General features: G+C 72.1%; 19 protein-coding genes. 10 read left to right on the plus strand and 9 right to left on the minus strand.

The features are described from left to right. The first annotated feature begins 21 nt into the window (after positions 1-21). On the plus strand, positions 22-903 hold the full coding sequence (locus ABD714_RS02880) for an RDD family protein (RefSeq protein WP_344810758.1): 882 nt from the start codon (positions 22-24) through the stop codon (positions 901-903). 45 nt (positions 904-948) lie between these two features. On the opposite strand, the gene fahA is transcribed toward ABD714_RS02880, so the two are convergent. Both fahA and ABD714_RS02890 read right to left on the minus strand, forming a co-directional pair. Beyond that, positions 949-2,151: a fumarylacetoacetase gene (gene fahA, locus ABD714_RS02885; RefSeq protein WP_344810759.1), complete on the minus strand. Its 1,203-nt coding sequence runs from the start codon at positions 2,149-2,151 to the stop codon at positions 949-951. Next, positions 2,148-3,050 (minus strand): hypothetical protein, encoded by a 903-nt coding sequence (locus tag ABD714_RS02890; protein ID WP_344810760.1) that lies wholly within the window; start codon positions 3,048-3,050, stop codon positions 2,148-2,150. Before ABD714_RS02890 ends, fahA begins: the two co-directional genes overlap by 4 nt. A 17-nt stretch (positions 3,051-3,067) precedes the next feature. Here ABD714_RS02890 and ABD714_RS02895 point away from each other — a divergent pair, with 17 nt between their 5' ends. Beyond that, positions 3,068-3,451 carry an MmcQ/YjbR family DNA-binding protein gene (locus ABD714_RS02895; protein WP_344810761.1) on the plus strand — a complete coding sequence of 128 codons (384 nt, stop codon included), beginning with the start codon at positions 3,068-3,070 and terminating at the stop codon, positions 3,449-3,451. 6 nt (positions 3,452-3,457) lie between these two features. Here ABD714_RS02895 and ABD714_RS02900 read toward each other — a convergent pair whose 3' ends face one another. Beyond that, entirely contained in the window at positions 3,458-3,970 is a 513-nt protein-coding gene (locus ABD714_RS02900) for a hypothetical protein (RefSeq protein ID WP_344810762.1), read from the minus strand. 65 nt (positions 3,971-4,035) lie between these two features. Between ABD714_RS02900 and ABD714_RS02905 the strand changes: the two genes are divergently transcribed. Then, positions 4,036-5,232, plus strand: a complete 1,197-nt coding sequence (locus ABD714_RS02905) for a homogentisate 1,2-dioxygenase (protein ID WP_344810763.1) — start codon at positions 4,036-4,038, stop codon at positions 5,230-5,232. A 13-nt stretch (positions 5,233-5,245) separates the two neighbouring features. Here the strand turns inward: ABD714_RS02905 and ABD714_RS02910 are convergent, their stop codons facing one another. The 4 genes from ABD714_RS02910 to ABD714_RS02925 all read right to left on the minus strand — a co-directional run bounded on the left by ABD714_RS02910 (position 5,246) and on the right by ABD714_RS02925 (position 9,095). Continuing rightward, positions 5,246-6,124 (minus strand): oxidoreductase, encoded by an 879-nt coding sequence (locus ABD714_RS02910; RefSeq protein WP_344810764.1) that lies wholly within the window; start codon positions 6,122-6,124, stop codon positions 5,246-5,248. Positions 6,125-6,173: 49 nt separating this feature from the next. Continuing rightward, positions 6,174-6,992, minus strand: coding sequence for an SAM-dependent methyltransferase (locus tag ABD714_RS02915; protein ID WP_344810765.1), 819 nt, complete (start codon positions 6,990-6,992; stop codon positions 6,174-6,176). 146 nt (positions 6,993-7,138) lie between these two features. Beyond that, positions 7,139-7,717, minus strand: coding sequence for an isochorismatase family protein (locus ABD714_RS02920; RefSeq protein WP_344810766.1), 579 nt, complete (start codon positions 7,715-7,717; stop codon positions 7,139-7,141). A 7-nt stretch (positions 7,718-7,724) separates the two neighbouring features. Beyond that, positions 7,725-9,095: a nicotinate phosphoribosyltransferase gene (locus tag ABD714_RS02925; RefSeq protein ID WP_344810767.1), complete on the minus strand. Its 1,371-nt coding sequence runs from the start codon at positions 9,093-9,095 to the stop codon at positions 7,725-7,727. Between the two features lie 55 nt (positions 9,096-9,150). On the opposite strand from ABD714_RS02925, the gene clpS reads away from it, so the two are divergent. From clpS to ABD714_RS02950, 5 genes are all read left to right on the plus strand, one after another. After that, the gene (gene clpS, locus ABD714_RS02930) at positions 9,151-9,477 is read left to right on the plus strand and encodes an ATP-dependent Clp protease adapter ClpS (RefSeq protein ID WP_344810768.1); all 327 of its coding nucleotides are present in this window, start codon (positions 9,151-9,153) and stop codon (positions 9,475-9,477) included. Between the two features lie 28 nt (positions 9,478-9,505). Continuing rightward, a complete protein-coding gene (locus tag ABD714_RS02935) occupies positions 9,506-10,078 on the plus strand; it encodes a DUF2017 domain-containing protein (protein ID WP_344810769.1) in 573 nt (190 codons plus the stop codon). Between the two features lie 189 nt (positions 10,079-10,267). After that, positions 10,268-10,708 carry a M67 family metallopeptidase gene (locus ABD714_RS02940; protein ID WP_344810770.1) on the plus strand — a complete coding sequence of 147 codons (441 nt, stop codon included), beginning with the start codon at positions 10,268-10,270 and terminating at the stop codon, positions 10,706-10,708. Positions 10,709-10,799: 91 nt separating this feature from the next. Next, a complete protein-coding gene (locus ABD714_RS02945; RefSeq protein ID WP_344810771.1) occupies positions 10,800-11,072 on the plus strand; it encodes a MoaD/ThiS family protein in 273 nt (90 codons plus the stop codon). 27 nt (positions 11,073-11,099) lie between these two features. Further along, a complete protein-coding gene (locus ABD714_RS02950; protein ID WP_344810772.1) occupies positions 11,100-12,047 on the plus strand; it encodes a PLP-dependent cysteine synthase family protein in 948 nt (315 codons plus the stop codon). 27 nt (positions 12,048-12,074) lie between these two features. On the opposite strand, the gene ABD714_RS02955 is transcribed toward ABD714_RS02950, so the two are convergent. Both ABD714_RS02955 and ABD714_RS02960 read right to left on the minus strand, forming a co-directional pair. After that, positions 12,075-13,229: an alkaline phosphatase family protein gene (locus tag ABD714_RS02955; protein ID WP_344810773.1), complete on the minus strand. Its 1,155-nt coding sequence runs from the start codon at positions 13,227-13,229 to the stop codon at positions 12,075-12,077. A gap of 23 nt (positions 13,230-13,252) precedes the next feature. Further along, positions 13,253-13,837 (minus strand): TIGR03086 family metal-binding protein, encoded by a 585-nt coding sequence (locus ABD714_RS02960; protein WP_344810774.1) that lies wholly within the window; start codon positions 13,835-13,837, stop codon positions 13,253-13,255. A 71-nt stretch (positions 13,838-13,908) separates the two neighbouring features. Between ABD714_RS02960 and murI the strand changes: the two genes are divergently transcribed. Both murI and ABD714_RS02970 read left to right on the plus strand, forming a co-directional pair. Next, positions 13,909-14,739, plus strand: coding sequence for a glutamate racemase (gene murI, locus ABD714_RS02965; RefSeq protein ID WP_344810775.1), 831 nt, complete (start codon positions 13,909-13,911; stop codon positions 14,737-14,739). A 27-nt stretch (positions 14,740-14,766) separates the two neighbouring features. Next, positions 14,767-15,555 carry an MBL fold metallo-hydrolase gene (locus ABD714_RS02970; RefSeq protein ID WP_344810776.1) on the plus strand — a complete coding sequence of 263 codons (789 nt, stop codon included), beginning with the start codon at positions 14,767-14,769 and terminating at the stop codon, positions 15,553-15,555. Positions 15,556-15,587 lie beyond the last annotated feature (32 nt).

The raw sequence follows: 15,587 nt of genomic DNA on the forward strand, positions 1-15,587 counted from the left end.
CCCACCCACTAAATTGGGCTCGTGTCGTCTGAGATCCCCGTAGGTTCGCCCCCGGTCCCACCGGGGCGCCATGCCGCCCCCAGCGGCTGGTACCCCGATCCCCTCAACCGGGCGAACGAGCGCTACTGGGACGGCTGGCAGTGGTCGCGGACCACGCGTCCGAACGAGAACGTGCCGCCGCCCGCCGCCCCCGCGGGTCCGGCCTGGTCGCCCCAGGCGCCGCAGGATCAGCAACCGTACGGTCAGCAGGGCTACGGGCAGCAGCCGTACGGTCAGCAGGGCTACGGGCAGCAGCCGTACGGTCAGCAGGGCTACGGGCAGCAGCCGTACGGTCAGCAGGGCGGCGCCTACGCCGCCAAGCCGGTCCCGCTCACCGAGGACGGGGTGCCGCTGGCCGGCTGGTGGTGGCGCGCCCTGGCCATCGCCCTGGACGGGCTGATCGTGGGCGTGATCTCGTCGCTGCTCGCGCTCCCCATCTACCTGCGGCTGGCCACCGCGTTGGGCGACTACTTCCAGACCGCTATGGCGGCCGCCCAGGCGGGGCAGCCGATGCCGGCCCAGCCGGACGTGAACGCGCTGCTCACCGGCACCGACCAGCTCGTCCTGCTGGCGGTGGGGTTCGTCGTGCACACGCTCTACCTGGTGCTGTTCCTGCGCTGGCGCTCGGCCACCCCGGGCAAGCTCGTGGCCGGTCTGCGGGTGGTGCCGGTCGACCACGGCCGCAGCACCGAGAGGCTCGGCTGGTCGACGGTGGTGGTCCGGGCCCTGGTGTGGACGGTGCCGAACCTGCAGACCTTCCTGGTCGTGGTGCGGATCATCGACGCGCTGATGCCGCTGTGGAACCCGAAGAAGCAGGCGCTGCACGACGTGGCCGCCAAGACCCAGGTGGTCAAGATCCGCTAACTCCGGGGCGGGAGATGCTCAGCGACGTCGGTGACAGATCCCCACCTAGCGAGCGGGGGCCGGCTCGATCACGCCCGTGACAGCCCCCAGCGCCAGGATCCCGCCGTCGGCGGCCGGGGCTCGGCCGCGGAGCACCACCTCGTCGCCGTCGGCCAGGAACGTCCGCTCCTCGCCGTCCAGCAGCAGCGGGCGGGAACCGTTCCAGGTCAGCTCCAGCAGGGAGCCGCGCTGGTCGGGGGCCGGGCCCGAGATCGTCCCCGAGCCCAGCAGGTCCCCGGTGCGCAGCGAGGCTCCGTTGCTGGTCAGGTGGGCGACCATCTGCGCCGGCGAGTAGTACAGGGCGGCGTACGGGCAGGTGCTGACCAGCAGCCCGTTCAGCCACACCTCGACCTCGATGGCGTAGCCGTACAGGTCCCCCTGGAGATAGGGCAGCAGCGGTGGGTCCTGGCGGGGCAGCGGCCGGCGGGCCGGCTCCAGGGCGGCCAGGGGCAGCACCCAGGCCGAGATCGAGGTGGCGAAGCTCTTGCCCAGGAACGGACCGAGCGGCACGTACTCCCACGCCTGCAGGTCACGGGCCGACCAGTCGTTGAGCAGCACCACGCCGAACACGTGGTCGGCGAACGCGTCCACCCCGACCGACGTCCCCTGAGGCGACCCCACCCCGACCACGAAGCCGAGCTCGGCCTCGATGTCCAGCCGCCGGCTCGGGCCGAAGGTCGGGGCATCCTCGTCGGGCGCCTTGCGCTGGCCGTTCGGTCGGACCACCGGGGTCCCGGTGGGCACCACCGTGCCGGCCCGTCCGTGGTAGCCGATCGGCTGGTGCTTCCAGTTCGGGGTCAGCGGCGGCCCGCCGGGCCGGAAGATCGCCCCCACGTTGGCGGCGTGGTGCTCGCTGGCGTAGAAGTCGACGTAGTCGGCGACCTCGATCGGCAGGTGCAGGGTCACCGCGTCGAGGGGGAGCAGGTGCGGCTCGACCACGTCCCGCCCGGACTCGTCGGCCAGCAGCGACTGCAGCAACCCACGGCCCTCGGCCCAGGCGGCCGGGCCGAGTCCCATCCAGGGGTTGAGGCTGGGCTGCCGGAACACGTCGGCGTCCAGACCGGCCGCCTCGCCCACCGCGGCCAGGTCCAGCACCCGGTCACCGACGGCCACCCCGACCCGGCGCGGGGTCTCGTCGGTCGAGAAGATCCCGTACGGCAGCTCCGCGGTCCCGAAGGGCGCGCCGGCCGGCACCTCGAACCAGCTCATCGGCCGGCGTCCGACGACTCGTGTGACTCCGGTGCCCGCAGCAGGCCCAGGGCGACCAGGTCGTCGACCGGCTCGGTGACCCCACAGCAGCCGAAGCTGCGGAAGCGGCGCCGCACCCGGTTCGCGGCGGGCACGTCCCACCCCTGCAGCGCGGTGAAGATCCGGCCCGGGTCGTCGAGTGCGAGCAGGTCGACGGCGGCGTCGGTGCCGGCTCCGTCGATCAACGCCTCGATCGCCATCAGGACCGTGACGAAGCCGTGCTGGTGCAGCGTCTGACCGCGCTCGTCGGTGACCCGGTTCGGCCAGGCCCGGTGCAGCCCGGCGGTGGCCTTGAACGGCAGGTCGGCCTCGATCAGCACGGACAGCTGCCGGGCGAGCTGGTCGGCGGTCGGGAAGGCGTCCGGCTCGAGGCCCCCGGTCCGGATCTTGCCGTACAGGCTCGCGGCCTCGATCACCTCGACAGCGCCGATCCAGCCGTGGCCGTACGGCACCTCGACGAACACGGACACCGCCTCGGGGTCCAGCTCCTCGGCCGCGGCCACCACCCGGCCGGCGTTCCCGGGCAGGTCGTCGAGGTCCCGCAGGGCGATCTCCGCGGCGACGACCTCGAGCCCGGGCAGGTCGCGGCGGGCCAGGGCGACCAGGCCGCCGGCACCGCTGCTGATCACCACACTGACGGCGAGCCGCTCGTCGTCGGGCCCGGTCCCGCTGTCGGCGACCGCCCGGGACAGCGCGGCCAGCTCGGTGTCCGGCACCACCAGAGGCCCGATCACCGGCGCGTACCAGGCAGCCCGGTGCTCCCGGTGCCGGTGGACGGCGTCGGCCACGCTGGCGTTGCCGGGCGGGAACACGGCGGCGTCGTCGACCAGTCCGGCGAACAGGGCATCCATCGCGTCCACGCCTGCACAATAGGCCTGTGCCCGCGTACACCACCGACGGCGTCGCAGCGCAGCTGGCTCGGCTCCGCTCGGCCTGCCTGGCGCTGCCGCAGACCTCGGAGCGGCCGAGCCACGGCGGCCCGGCCTTCTTCATCCGCGAGAAGACGTGCTTCGTGATGTTCCTCGACGACCACCACGGCGACGGCCGACTGGCGATCTGGTGCGCCGCCCCGGACGGGGTCCAGGCCGAGATGGTGGAGACCGAGCCGGACCGCTTCTTCCGCCCGCCCTACGTCGGGCACCGCGGGTGGCTGGGAGTGCACCTGGTCACGGTGGACGACGGTGAGCTGAGAGCCATCGTCACCGACGCCTTCCGCACGGTGGCGCCGATGACCGTGCGGCGGGAGCTGGACGGCGGCTGAGCGACCTCAGATCACCCGGCCCAGCAGCGGGATCACGATCAGCAGCACGACCACCGCGACCCCGCGCGGGAGCCAGTGGCGGATGGCCGAGGGCGGCGTCGCCGGGGGCGCCAGCGGGCCGGTGGAGGCCGGTGTCCGAGGGTCGGTGACCCAGGCGGCGAGCCCCGGGCCGAGGAAGGCGGTGCCCGCGTTGGGGCTGCCGTCGCCCAGGACCAGGGGCACCAGGACGAACGCGAGGGTCAGTGCGGCGCAGACCAGACCCAGCCCGTACCGGCGGGTCCACAGTGGCAGCGTGACCGCAGCCACCAGTGCCGCGAACAGCATCCCGTAGAGGAACCAGCCCAGGCAGCGGAACCCCTCGCTGCTGCACTGGCCGGCCGCTAACCAGCCCCCGACCAGGACCGGCAGTCCGCACAGCAGCGCGCAGGCGACGCTGAGGTAGGTGAGCAGCACCCGCTGCAGATCACGCGGGGCGGGCCGCCGCGGACGGGACTCGACGACGGGTTCCGGTGACGACATGAGGACCATCTTCGGCCATCGCGCGGTCACACCGGGGGTCTCCGGGGGCGGCGGTATCGTCAGGTATGGCCTTCTACCGCAGCGTGGGGGAGATCCCGCCGAAGCGTCACACCGTGTTCCGCCAGCTCGACGGCACGCTGTACGCCGAGGAGCTGATGGGCGAGGAAGGCTTCTCCTCGGACTCGTCGCTGCTCTACCACCGGGGCATCCCGTCGGCCATGAGCGGCGCCCGGGACTGGACGCTCCCGGACCTGACCACCGTGGCCAACCACCCGCTGCGACCCCTGCACCTGCGACTGCCGGAGCTGTTCGCCGGTGCCGAGCCCGGGGCGACCGATCTGGTCACCGGCCGGGTGCTGGTGCTGGGCAACCCCGACGTACGGATCAGCTACGTGGTCGGCTCGGCACCGTCACCGCTCTACCGCAACGCCACCGGCGACGAGTGCGTCTACATCGAGTCGGGCTCCGGCACGGTGGAGACGGTGTTCGGGGCGCTGAGCTTCCGCGACCGCGACTACGTCCTCCTGCCGCGGGCCACCGTGCACCGCTGGCTCCCCGACGGCGTGGTCAAGGCGTACGCGATCGAGGCCGGCTCCCACATCGGCCCGCCGAAGCGCTACCTGTCGAAGTACGGGCAGCTGCTGGAGCACAGTCCCTACTGCGAGCGCGATCTGCACGGGCCGACCGAGCCGCTGCTCGCCGAGGGCACCGACGTGGAGATCTACACCAAGCACCGTGGTCGTGGACCGAGCGGCATCGTCGGGTCGATCGTGATGGCCAGCAGCCACCCGTTCGACGTGGTCGGCTGGGACGGCTGCCTCTACCCGTACACGTTCAACGTGGACGACTTCGAGCCGATCACCGGGCGGGTCCACCAGCCGCCGCCGGTGCACCAGGTGTTCGAGGGCAGCAACTTCGTGATCTGCAACTTCGTACCGCGCAAGGTCGACTACCACCCGCTGGCCATCCCGGTCCCGTACTACCACTCCAACGTCGACTCCGACGAGGTGATGTTCTACTGCGGCGGCGACTACGAGGCCCGCAAGGGATCGGGGATCGCCATCGGGTCGATCACCCTGCACCCCGGCGGGCACAGCCACGGGCCGCAGCCCGGAGCCGCGGAGGCGTCCATCGGCAAGCACTACTTCGACGAGCTGGCCGTCATGGTCGACACCTTCCGGCCGCTCGAGCTCGGCCCGGGGGCCGTGGCCAGCGACGACGGTCGGTACGCCGGCAGCTGGGACCGCGCGCTGCGCCGCTGACAGGTCGGAGGGCTCAGAGGGGGAAGTCGACCCCGGTCAGCTCTGCCGAGGCGGTCCACAGCTGCTTGGCCAGCTCGGCGTCGCTGGCCTCCGGCGTCCGCCCGACCAGCTGCGGGAGCCCGCGGGCCTCGGCGAAGCCACCCGGGCCGGCGTACGACGCGCCGGGCAGGTCCTCGGTCGCGGCGAACAGCGTGGGCCAGGCACCCTGGGCGGCGGACTGCCCGACGACCTTCGTGACGACCATCGTCGCGCGGTCGGCCCAGGCGTTGCCGCTGTGGCCCTGCAGGTTGGTGCGGGCGAAGCCGGGGTGGGCGGCGAGGGCACGGACGTCCGAGCCGGTCGCGGAGAGCCGGCGCTCCAGCTCCAGCACGAACAGCAGGTTGGCCAGCTTCGACTGCCCGTACGCGGGCCACTGCTTGTAGGACCGCCGCTCCCAGTTCAGGTCGGTGAGCTCGATGTGACCCATCCGGTGCGCGCTGGAGCTGACGCTGACGACCCGGTCGGTCAGGTGCTGGAGCAGCAGGTTGGTCAGGGCGAAGTGACCGAGGTGGTTCGTGCCGAGCTGGAGCTCGAAGCCCTCGGCGGTCCGGCCGAGCGGGACGGCCATCACCCCGGCGTTGTTGATCAGCAGGTCGATCGGCCCGTCCCAGGCCTCGGCGAAGGCGCGGACGGAGCTCAGGTCGGCCAGGTCGAGCGACCGCACCTCGGCGCGGCCCCCCAGCCGGGCCACCGCGTCGGCCCCCTTGGTCTGGTTGCGTACGGCCAGCACGACGCGGGCCCCCTTGTCGACCAGCACCTTCGCGGCGGCGAAGCCGATGCCGCTGGTGGCGCCGGTGATGATCACCGTGCGACCGGCCTGGGAGGGAATGGCGTCCGTGGACCAACGTGTCATGCCCCCACCGTAGGCGCAGGCCGGTAGCGGACCCGGGCTCTCCGAGGCCTCAGATCGCCTCGGCCAGGATCAGGACGGGAGCCAGCAGACCCGCTCGGGTGGCCGCGATGTTGTTGCCGATCCGTCGTCCGAACTCGGGCCCGAAGACCGCCATCGGACTGAGGCTCGGCGAGCCGTGCGGCGGTCCGGGGGGACCGGGTGGGCCGGAGGTCTCGGCCGTCCGGTCCTCGGTCACGATCACCGAGAAGCCCGCCGACCCGAGGTCCCGGGCGTACTCCGCCGGGCTCGCGACGAACGAGGAGCGGTCGTCCTCGGCCCACGGCAGGGGATAGGGGAGGTCTCCGTCGCCGACCCGCATCTGCTCGAACACCGCGAAGGTTCCACCGTCGCGCAACGCGCGTCGGACGTCGGTGAACACAGCGGCCTTGTCGGGGATGTTCATCCCGACGTGCACCATCATCGCCGCGTCGAAGGAGGCGTCGTCGACACCGAGGTCCTCGCCGCTGGCCACGCGGAAGTCGACGCGATCGGTCAGCGACACCAGCGTCGTCAACGATCGGGCGGTGGCGACGAAATCGGGCGACAGGTCCACCCCGGTCACCCGGCAACCGAACTCGGCGGCGGCCAGCCGGGCGGGGCCGCCGATGCCACAGCCCACGTCGAGCAGCCGGGTGTCGGGACGGAGGTCCAGGTGGCCGAGCAGATGCCGGGTGGCTCCGGAGAAGCCTGCGTGCAGCTGATCGACGGCGCTCAGATCGTCGACCGTGAGACGGTCGGCGTCGACGCCGGCTGCGGTGAGTCCGGCGAGGATCCCGGCGTGCAGGTCGACCCCGCCGTAGTGCCCTCGAACCAGGTCTGCGACGTCCATGGTTGCCCCCTGTTCCGCACTCTACGCCCGAGTGACCACCGTCACACAGGGGTCCGGTGGTGGACAGCCGACCGGTCCTCGTCGGGGGTGACCGAACGGAGGATTACGAGCGACGACCAAGGAGAGGTCGCCGGATCGCCGGTTGACTACGTCGACGTGACGGAGCCGGTACCGACCACCTGCACACCGGCTCCGGTGAGCTCGGCGACCACGTCGTCGGTGCGTGTGGGGTCGACGGCGGCCGTCAGGTCCAGCAGCACGGTGGTGGCGAGGTCGTGCCGGACGGCGTCCAGGGCCGTGGCCTTGACGCAGTAGTCGGTGGCGATTCCGCAGACGTCGACCCGGTGGACGCCACGGGACCGGAGCCAGTCGGCCAACGACGCACCGTCGGCCGAGGTCCCCTCGAAGCCGGAGTAGGCCGCGGCGTACGCCCCCTTGTCGAAGACCGCTGCGAACGCGGCCCCGGCCAGGCGGGGATGGTGCTCGGCCCCGGCGGTGTGGGCGACGCAGTGGGCCGGCCAGGAGTCGACGAAGTCGGGCTGGTCGGCGAAGTGGTCACCGGGGTCGACGTGGTGGTCGCGGGTCGCGACGACCTGGTCGTAGGAGTGGTCGGACGCGATCAGCTCCGCGATCCGGTCCGCGACGTCGGCACCGCCGGCCACCGCGAGCGACCCGCCTTCGCAGAAGTCGTTCTGCACGTCCACCACGATCAGGGCCCTGGTCATCGTGGCCTCACACCCTCGGGGCGTACGGGTTGTCCAGCCGGCCGTGGTCGTCGAGGTAGGCGGTGTCGATCACCGGCTCGCCGCGGGACATCTTGAGCGCCTCCTGCGGGAGCTCGGCGCGCGAGCGGAGGTGACGCTCCCGGGCCGCCTCGAGCGGTTCCTCGCCGACGACCTCACCCTTGCTCACCAGCGGGACGAGCAGGTCCCGGTCGTTGTGGTCGCCGCTCGGTGGCGCGCCGATGCCGATCAGCTCCAGCTCGGCGACACCGTGGTCGTCGAGGCGGCGCAGCGCGTACTTGCGGCCGCCGACGCTCACCTTGTCGATGCTCTTCTTGGCCACCGACACCAGCGGCGCGTCCGGTTCGTCGGAGTCGGCCCGGGCCACCAGCTTGTAGACGAAGCCGCAGGTCGGGTGCCCGCTGCCGGTGACCAGCGCGGTGCCCACCCCGTAGCCGTCGACCGGTGCCCCGGACAGCGCGGCGATGTTCCACTCGTCCAGGTCGGAGGTGACGATGATCCTGGTCTGCTTCGCCCCGAGCGAGTCGAGCAGCTCGCGCACCTGGGTGGCCAGCAGCCCGAGGTCGCCCGAGTCGAGTCGGACCGCCCCCAGCCGGCCGTGGGTGAGCTCGACCCCCAGCCGGACCGCGTTCATCACGTCGTACGTGTCGACCAGCAGCGTGGTGTCCTCGCCGAGGGCGGCGATCTGGGCCCGGAAGGCCTCGGACTCGTCGCCGTGCAGCAGGGTGAACGAGTGGGCCGAGGTGCCCCGGGTCGGGACGTGGTAGCGCCGACCGGCCTCCAGGTTGGACGTCGCCTCGAACCCCGCGATGTAGGCGGCCCGGGCCGCCGCGACGGCGGCGAGCTCCTGGGTGCGCCGCGACCCCATCTCGATGCAGGGGCGGTCGCCGGCCATCGCGGTCATCCGGGACGCGGCCGAGGCGATCGCGGAGTCGTGGTTGTAGATGCTGAGCAGGACCGTCTCCAGCACCACCCCCTCGGCGAAGGTGCTGTCCACGATCAGCAGCGGCGAGCCGGGGACGTAGACCTCGCCCTCCGGGTAGCCCCAGATGTCGCCGGAGAAGCGGAAGTCGGCCAACCAGTCCGAGGTCGCCGCGTCCACCACGTCGGTGTCCCGCAGGAACCGCAACGACTCGTCGTCGAACCGGAACGCCCGCAGGGCGCGCAGCGCACGACCGACCCCGCAGACCACGCCGTAACGGCGGCCCGTGGGCAACCGGCGACCGAACAGCTCGAACACGCTGTGCCGGTTGGCTGTGCCCGCCTGCAGCGCCGCGCGGAGCATGGTGAGCTCGTAGTGGTCGGTCAGCAGGGCGGTGGTGGGGATCTCGCTCGGACCCCACTGGCTGGAGAGACTCACGGCACCGAACCTAGACCCGCGACGGGTTTCGGTCTTGTCCAGGGAGTTTGCGACAATGGCCGGCATGCCCGAAACCGAGGGCGGGCAGGTGACGCCCGCGGGGAGCACCGCGGTCGTGGAGCGCCCGCTGGAGGACACCGTCCTCGACATCCCCTGGGTGACGATCGTCTGGGACGACCCCGTCAACCTGATGTCGTACGTGACGCACGTCTTCGTGACCTACTTCCACTACGGCAAGTCCAAGGCCCACAAGCTGATGCTGCAGGTGCACAACGACGGGCGGGCCGTGGTCTCGACCGGGTCCCGCGAGGAGATGGAGCGCGACGTGGCGGCCATGCACGAGTTCGGGCTGTGGGCGACCCTGGACAAGGCGGACCAGTGAGCCCCGCCCGACCCGCGGGTGGCGCACGGTGAAGAAGTTCCGGCGCAAGAGCGGGGCCGCGGTCACCCGCCTCAGCCCGTACGAGGTGGAGCTGCTGTCCTCCCTGGTCAGCCAGCTGGTCGAGATGATCAGCGACGGCGATCCGGAGACGTACGCGCAGCCGCAGTCCGACGACCCGTTCGAGCTGTGGGCCCAGGACCTGGCCAGCGACCCCGACCAGCCCGAGGCGCATGAGGACCCGGTGCTGCAGCGGCTGTTCCCGAACGCCTACCCCCACGACGACGCCGCCTCGTCGGACTTCCGGCGGTTCACCGAGCGTGAGCTGAAGACCACCAAGGTGACCGACGCCCAGGTGGTGCTCGCCCGGCTCGCCACCACCGACCTCGGCACCGTCGAGCTGCGGGTGCCGGCCGAGGAGGTCCAGGCCTGGCTGCGCACCCTGACCAGCGTCCGGATCGCGGTCGCTGTGCGCCTGGGGATCACCGACGCCGAATCGGCGGAGGAGATGTCGCAGCTGCCCGACGACGACCCGCGGTCCTACATGGTCAGCGTGTACGACTGGCTCGGGTTCGCCCAGGAGACTCTGATAGCAGCGTTGTGATCCCGTCGCGAGCGGCCGTGAGCGGAGCGCGGCTCTGTCTGGACCGACGAGCAGCAGACACGCTTTTCGTCTGCGAGCGAGGAGGGAAGACAGAGTCCTGAGCGCGCAGCGAACAGCGAGTGACGACAGCACAGTCCGGAGTGCGGTCAGCCGTCTCAGTCCTTGGCCTCCCGCCCTACGCTGGCGGGCGTGTTGCGGATCTCCCAGGCGTACGTGGACGCCATCGTCGCCCACGCTCGGCGTGACTTCCCCGACGAGGCCTGCGGGGTGATCGCGGGTCCGGAGGGATCGGACGAGACGGCGCGGCTGATCCCGATGACCAACGCCGACCGGTCGCCGACCTTCTTCCGCTTCGATCCGGCCGAGCAGCTGGCGCTCTACCGCGAGATGGACGACCAGGACGAGGAGATCGTCGTGGTCTACCACTCGCACACCTCGACCGAGGCCTATCCGTCGCGCACCGACATCTCCTACGCCGCCGAGCCGCAGGCCCACTACCTGCTCGTGTCGGTGGCCGAGACCGGCGCCGCGGACGGCCCGGCGGAGGTCCGGTCGTACCGGATCCTCGACGGCGTGGTGACCGAGGAGGAGATCGAGATCACCGGCGGCGACCCGACCGCGTCGGAATAACGATCGACGCCACAGCGGTTGTGCCAGGAGCACCGCGCAAGACCGACCCCACCGGCTCCAGGCCGGCGGACCGACCGAGGAGACGACGAACGTGGCCGTTGAAGTGAGGATCCCCACGATCCTGCGGACCTACACCCAGGGTGAGAAGGCCGTCCAGGGCGACGGGACCACGCTCGCGCAGGTGATCGACGACGTCGAGGGTCGCTACCCCGGTCTCAAGGCGCGGCTGGTCGACGAGTCGGCGCTGCGTCGGTTCGTCAACGTCTACGTCAACGACGAGGACGTCCGGTTCACCGGTGGCCTCGAGGCGCCGACCGCCGACGGTGACGTCGTGGTCGTGCTGCCCGCCGTCGCCGGCGGCTGACCCGCCGCCCCCGGCACCGGTCCCAGCGTGCGCTACGACTCCCTGGCCGACTCGGTCGGTCACACCCCCCTGATCGGACTCCCACGGCTGTCGCCCGCTGAGGGCGTCCGGTTGTGGGCGAAGCTCGAGGACCGCAACCCGACCGGTTCCATCAAGGACCGGGCCGCGCTGAGCATGATCAAGAAGGCCGAGGCGGACGGGACGCTCCGTCCCGGGGCGACCATCCTCGAGCCGACCAGCGGCAACACCGGCATCTCGCTGGCCATGGCCGCGAAGCTGGCCGGCTACCGGCTGATCTGCGTGATGCCGGAGAACACCTCGATCGAGCGCAAGCAGATCCTGGCCATGTGGGGCGCCGAGATCGTCTCCTCCGCCGCCGCGGGCGGGTCGAACGAGGCCGTCGCGGTGGCCAAGAAGCTGGCGGCGGAGCACCCGGACTGGGTGATGCTCTACCAGTACGGCAACCCGGCCAACGCCGAGGCGCACTACCTGACCACCGGACCGGAGATCGCCGCCGACCTGCCCGAGGTGACGCACGTCGTCGCCGGACTCGGCACCACCGGGACGCTGATGGGCATCGGTCGCTACTTCCGCGAGACCAAGCCCGAGGTCAAGATCATCGCTGCCGAGCCGCGCTACGGCGAGGTGGTCTACGGCCTGCGCAACATCGACGAGGGCTTCGTGCCCGAGCTCTACGACCCGCAGTACGTGGACTCCCGCTTCTCCGTCGGCTCCCGCGACGCGGTCCGCCGGGTCCGCGAACTGCTCGACCGGGAGGGCATCTTCGCGGGTCTGTCCACCGGTGCCATCGTGCACGCCGCGCTCGCCCAGGGCGTCCGCGCGGCCAAGGCGGGCCAGACGGCCGACATCGCCCTGATCATCTGCGACGGCGGCTGGAAGTACCTGTCCACCGGCGCGTACACCGCCGATCTGGACTCCGCCGAGGACTTCCTGGACGGCCAGGTCTGGGCATAGGGCCGTAAGCCACCGGCTGATCGCAGGTCAGCTGCCGAAGATCACGAGATCGTGGTCGGCGTCGAGCTCCGAGCCGGGGATCTCCGGCAGACCGAGCACGTCCGTGGCGAGGTTCCCCAGATCCCCGTTGCGGATGGGCTGCGGACCGTCGTAGGTGGTGCGCGCGGTGCCGGGGCTGCGGCGGGTGTCGTTCATCGCATACAGGTCGCGGCCCGCCGGGACTCCCGGACCCCAGGCACAGAACGGGATCTGGTAGTTGGCGATCTTGGTCTGGTCGGAGTGCGAGAGACCGTCGCCGCCGTGGTCGGCGGTGAGGAGGACGACGGTGTCGCGCTGCAGGTCGGGTTGTCCGGCGATGGTGTCGATCACGGTGCCGACGAGCTCGTCGGTCGCCCGCACGCCGGTCAGATACCGATCGCTCATGAACCCCTCGTCGTGGCCGACCACGTCGGGTAGGGCGATGTGCAGGAAGGTGAACTCGCCGGGCCGGTCCCGCAGGTAGGTGTTCAGCCTCGCGACCAGCCGGGCGTCGTCGGTGTCGACCACGAACCGGTCGATCTTCTCCGTGCCGTCGTCGGCGCCGACGCGATCGCGACCGCCGTTGGTGTTCCAGGTGCGTCGGTAGAGGGCGAACTTCGTCTTGGTGGCGAACAGCGCGGTCGAACCGCCGTGGTCGTGGACGACGTCGAACACGCTGGAGACGTACTCACCGGCCGACTCGTGCACCGTCCGCGTGCTGCTGTCGGTGTTGTACGTGACCCCGTGCCCGCCCCGGCCGGCCTCGATCCGTCGGCTGGTGAGCATGCCGGTGTGGTTGGGCAGGGTGCGCGTCTGCTCGCGCTCGGTGCGTGCGTCCAGCGTGCAGGCGCCGTCCCGCATCAGCCGGTGGAAGGTCGGGGTGCCCGACGGCCCGAGCTCGGTGATCGCTCGCGGATTGAGCCCGTCGACGGAGATGGCGACGACGTGGCCGACGGTCGGCGACCCGGGGGCTGCCGACGGCTGGGCCGGCGCGCTGGTGGCGGACGGTGCCGGGGTGCTGGTGGCGGACGGTGCCGGGGTGCTGGTGGCGGACGGTGCCGGGGTCGACGGTGGCCACGGGGCGTCGTCCCCCGCAGGACTGCAGGCCGCGCCGCCCACGAGCAGGACGACGCTCGTGAGGACGGCGACTCCGGTGGTCCTCATGCTGCCCCCGGCCGGGTGCGGCCTCAGGCTCCTGGCGACCAGTACGGATCGCGGCCGGCTCCGGCCAGGACCCGGTCCAGCAGCGGCGCGCTCTCCGCGACCGGCAGCCGGGGGCCGAAGAGACCGGCCCGGGCGTCCGGGTCGTCAGGGGTGTTGAACACCATCACCCAGGACGCGTCCAGGTTGGCCTCCGCGACCTCGAACGGCTGGTCCGTGGCCGAGGCCAGGTCCCAGCCGTGGACGACCAGCTCGTTGTTGGCCACGTAGCCGATGTCGGTGGCCGGCATGGTCACGCCGCCGACGGTGGTCTCGCCCGCCCAGGCCGCCGGCTGCCGCCAGGCCGTGACCAGCGCCTCCAGCCGGGCCGGGATCAGCGTCCGCCAGTCGTCCGGCAGCACCGGGGTCGCTGCGGTCGGGGGCGTGCCGGTGGTCGGCCCGGACACCTTCGCGGCGGCATCGGTGAAGGCCTCGGCCAGACCGGCCAGGTGGGCCAGGAGCGTGCCGACCGTCATCTCCGGACAGGGGGTGGGGTCGCCCAGCTGGTCGTCGGTCACGCCGGCGGCGAGCCTCGCGATCTGCTCGGCGGGCTGGGTCAGGTCCAGGGTCATGGGTAGCGCTCCTCGTCGACGGCAGCGCCAGCCTGCCACCTCGGTCACCCGGGTGCGTAGGCTGTCCCGCCGTGACCCAGCCAGACCCGGACCGCGCCGCGGCCCCGATCGGCATCTTCGACTCCGGCTTCGGTGGGTTGACGGTGGCCCGCGCGGTGATCGACCAGCTGCCGTACGAGGACGTGGTCTACCTGGGTGACACGGCCCGCGCGCCGTACGGGGACCAGCGGATCGCCGACGTCCGCGAGTTCGCCCTGGAGTGCCTGGACCACCTGGTCGACCAGGGTGTCAAGATGCTGGTGATCGCCTGCAACTCCGCCAGCGCGGCGGTGCTGGCCGACGCCCGGGAGCGCTACGACGTGCCCGTCGTCGAGGTGATCAGGCCCGCCGTCCGCCGGGCCGTGGCCGCCACCCGCGGGGGTCCAGTGGGGGTGATCTGCACGACCGCGACCGCGACCTCCCAGGCCTACGACGACGCCTTCACCGCCGCCCCGCAGGTCGAGGTGCTGACCCGGGCCTGCCCGCGGTTCGTCGGGTTCGTCGAGGCCGGCACCACCGGTGGCCCCGAGCTGCTGGCCTGCGCCCAGGAGTACCTGCAGCCGTTGCGCGACGCCGACATCGACACCCTGATCCTGGGCTGCACCCACTACCCGCTGCTCGCCGGCGTCCTGTCCTACGTCCTGGGCGACCGGGTCACCCTGGTCTCCAGCGCCGACGAGTGCGCCAAGGACGTGTACGCCACCCTGACCCGCCGGGGCCTCGGCCGGGACCGGCCCCGCGAGGCGACGCACCGGTTCTGGACGACCGGTCATCCCGAGGCCTTCGCCGGCATCGGGCGCCGGCTGATGGGGGAGGAGCTGATCTCCTCGGTGGACCAGTTCGCCGCCACCCCCCGGCCCTGACACCGCCTGCTGTCTAGAGTCGTGCCCGTGCAGCTCACGATCGTCGGGGCCAGCGGCTCGGTGTCGGGACCGGTCTCGCCGGCCTCCAGCTACCTCGTCCAGGCGCCGTACGAGGGCCGGATCTTCTCCCTGCTGCTCGATCTCGGTCCCGGTTCGTTCGGTGCGCTCTACCGCTACCTCGACCCGGCCGATCTCGACGCCGTGGCGCTCAGCCACCTGCACCCCGACCACTGCGTGGACGTCTGCGGTCTGTACGTCGCCGGCCGCTACGCCCCGACCGCACCCTGGCGACGGATCCCCCTCTACGGGCCGGGCGGCACCCCCGAACGGCTGCAGCGCGCGTACGAGGTGGACGGCGCCACCGAGCCGGGGCTGTCCATCGCGGAGTGGTTCGAGCACCGGGTCTGGGCCGCGGAGCAGACCGTCGGACCCTTCACCGTCACCGTGGCCCGGGTGGCGCACCCGGTGGAGGCGTACGCGCTCCGGGTCGACGAGAACACCCCCGGCGGCGGCAGCCTGGTCTACACCGGCGACACCGGGCCCACACCGGTGCTGGCCGAGCTCGCCCGCGGAGCCGACCTGCTGCTGTCCGAAGCCGCCTTCCTCGGCGCGGCGGACAACCCCCGCGACCTGCACCTGACCGGGGCCGACGCCGCCGCCGTGGCCGACGCCGCCGGGGTCGGCGTGCTGGTGCTGACCCACATCCCGCCGTGGCACGACCCCGAGCAGGTACGGGACGAAGCCCGCCGGGTCACCCGCCGCCCGGTCGAGCTCGCGGCGCCCGGCGTGCGCTGGACTGTCGGCGCGAGCGCCTAAGGTTGCGCCCTGTGAGCACAGGACACCAGGCG

The organism is Microlunatus aurantiacus, assembly GCF_039536605.1.
Lineage (GTDB): Bacteria > Actinomycetota > Actinomycetes > Propionibacteriales > Propionibacteriaceae > Microlunatus > Microlunatus aurantiacus.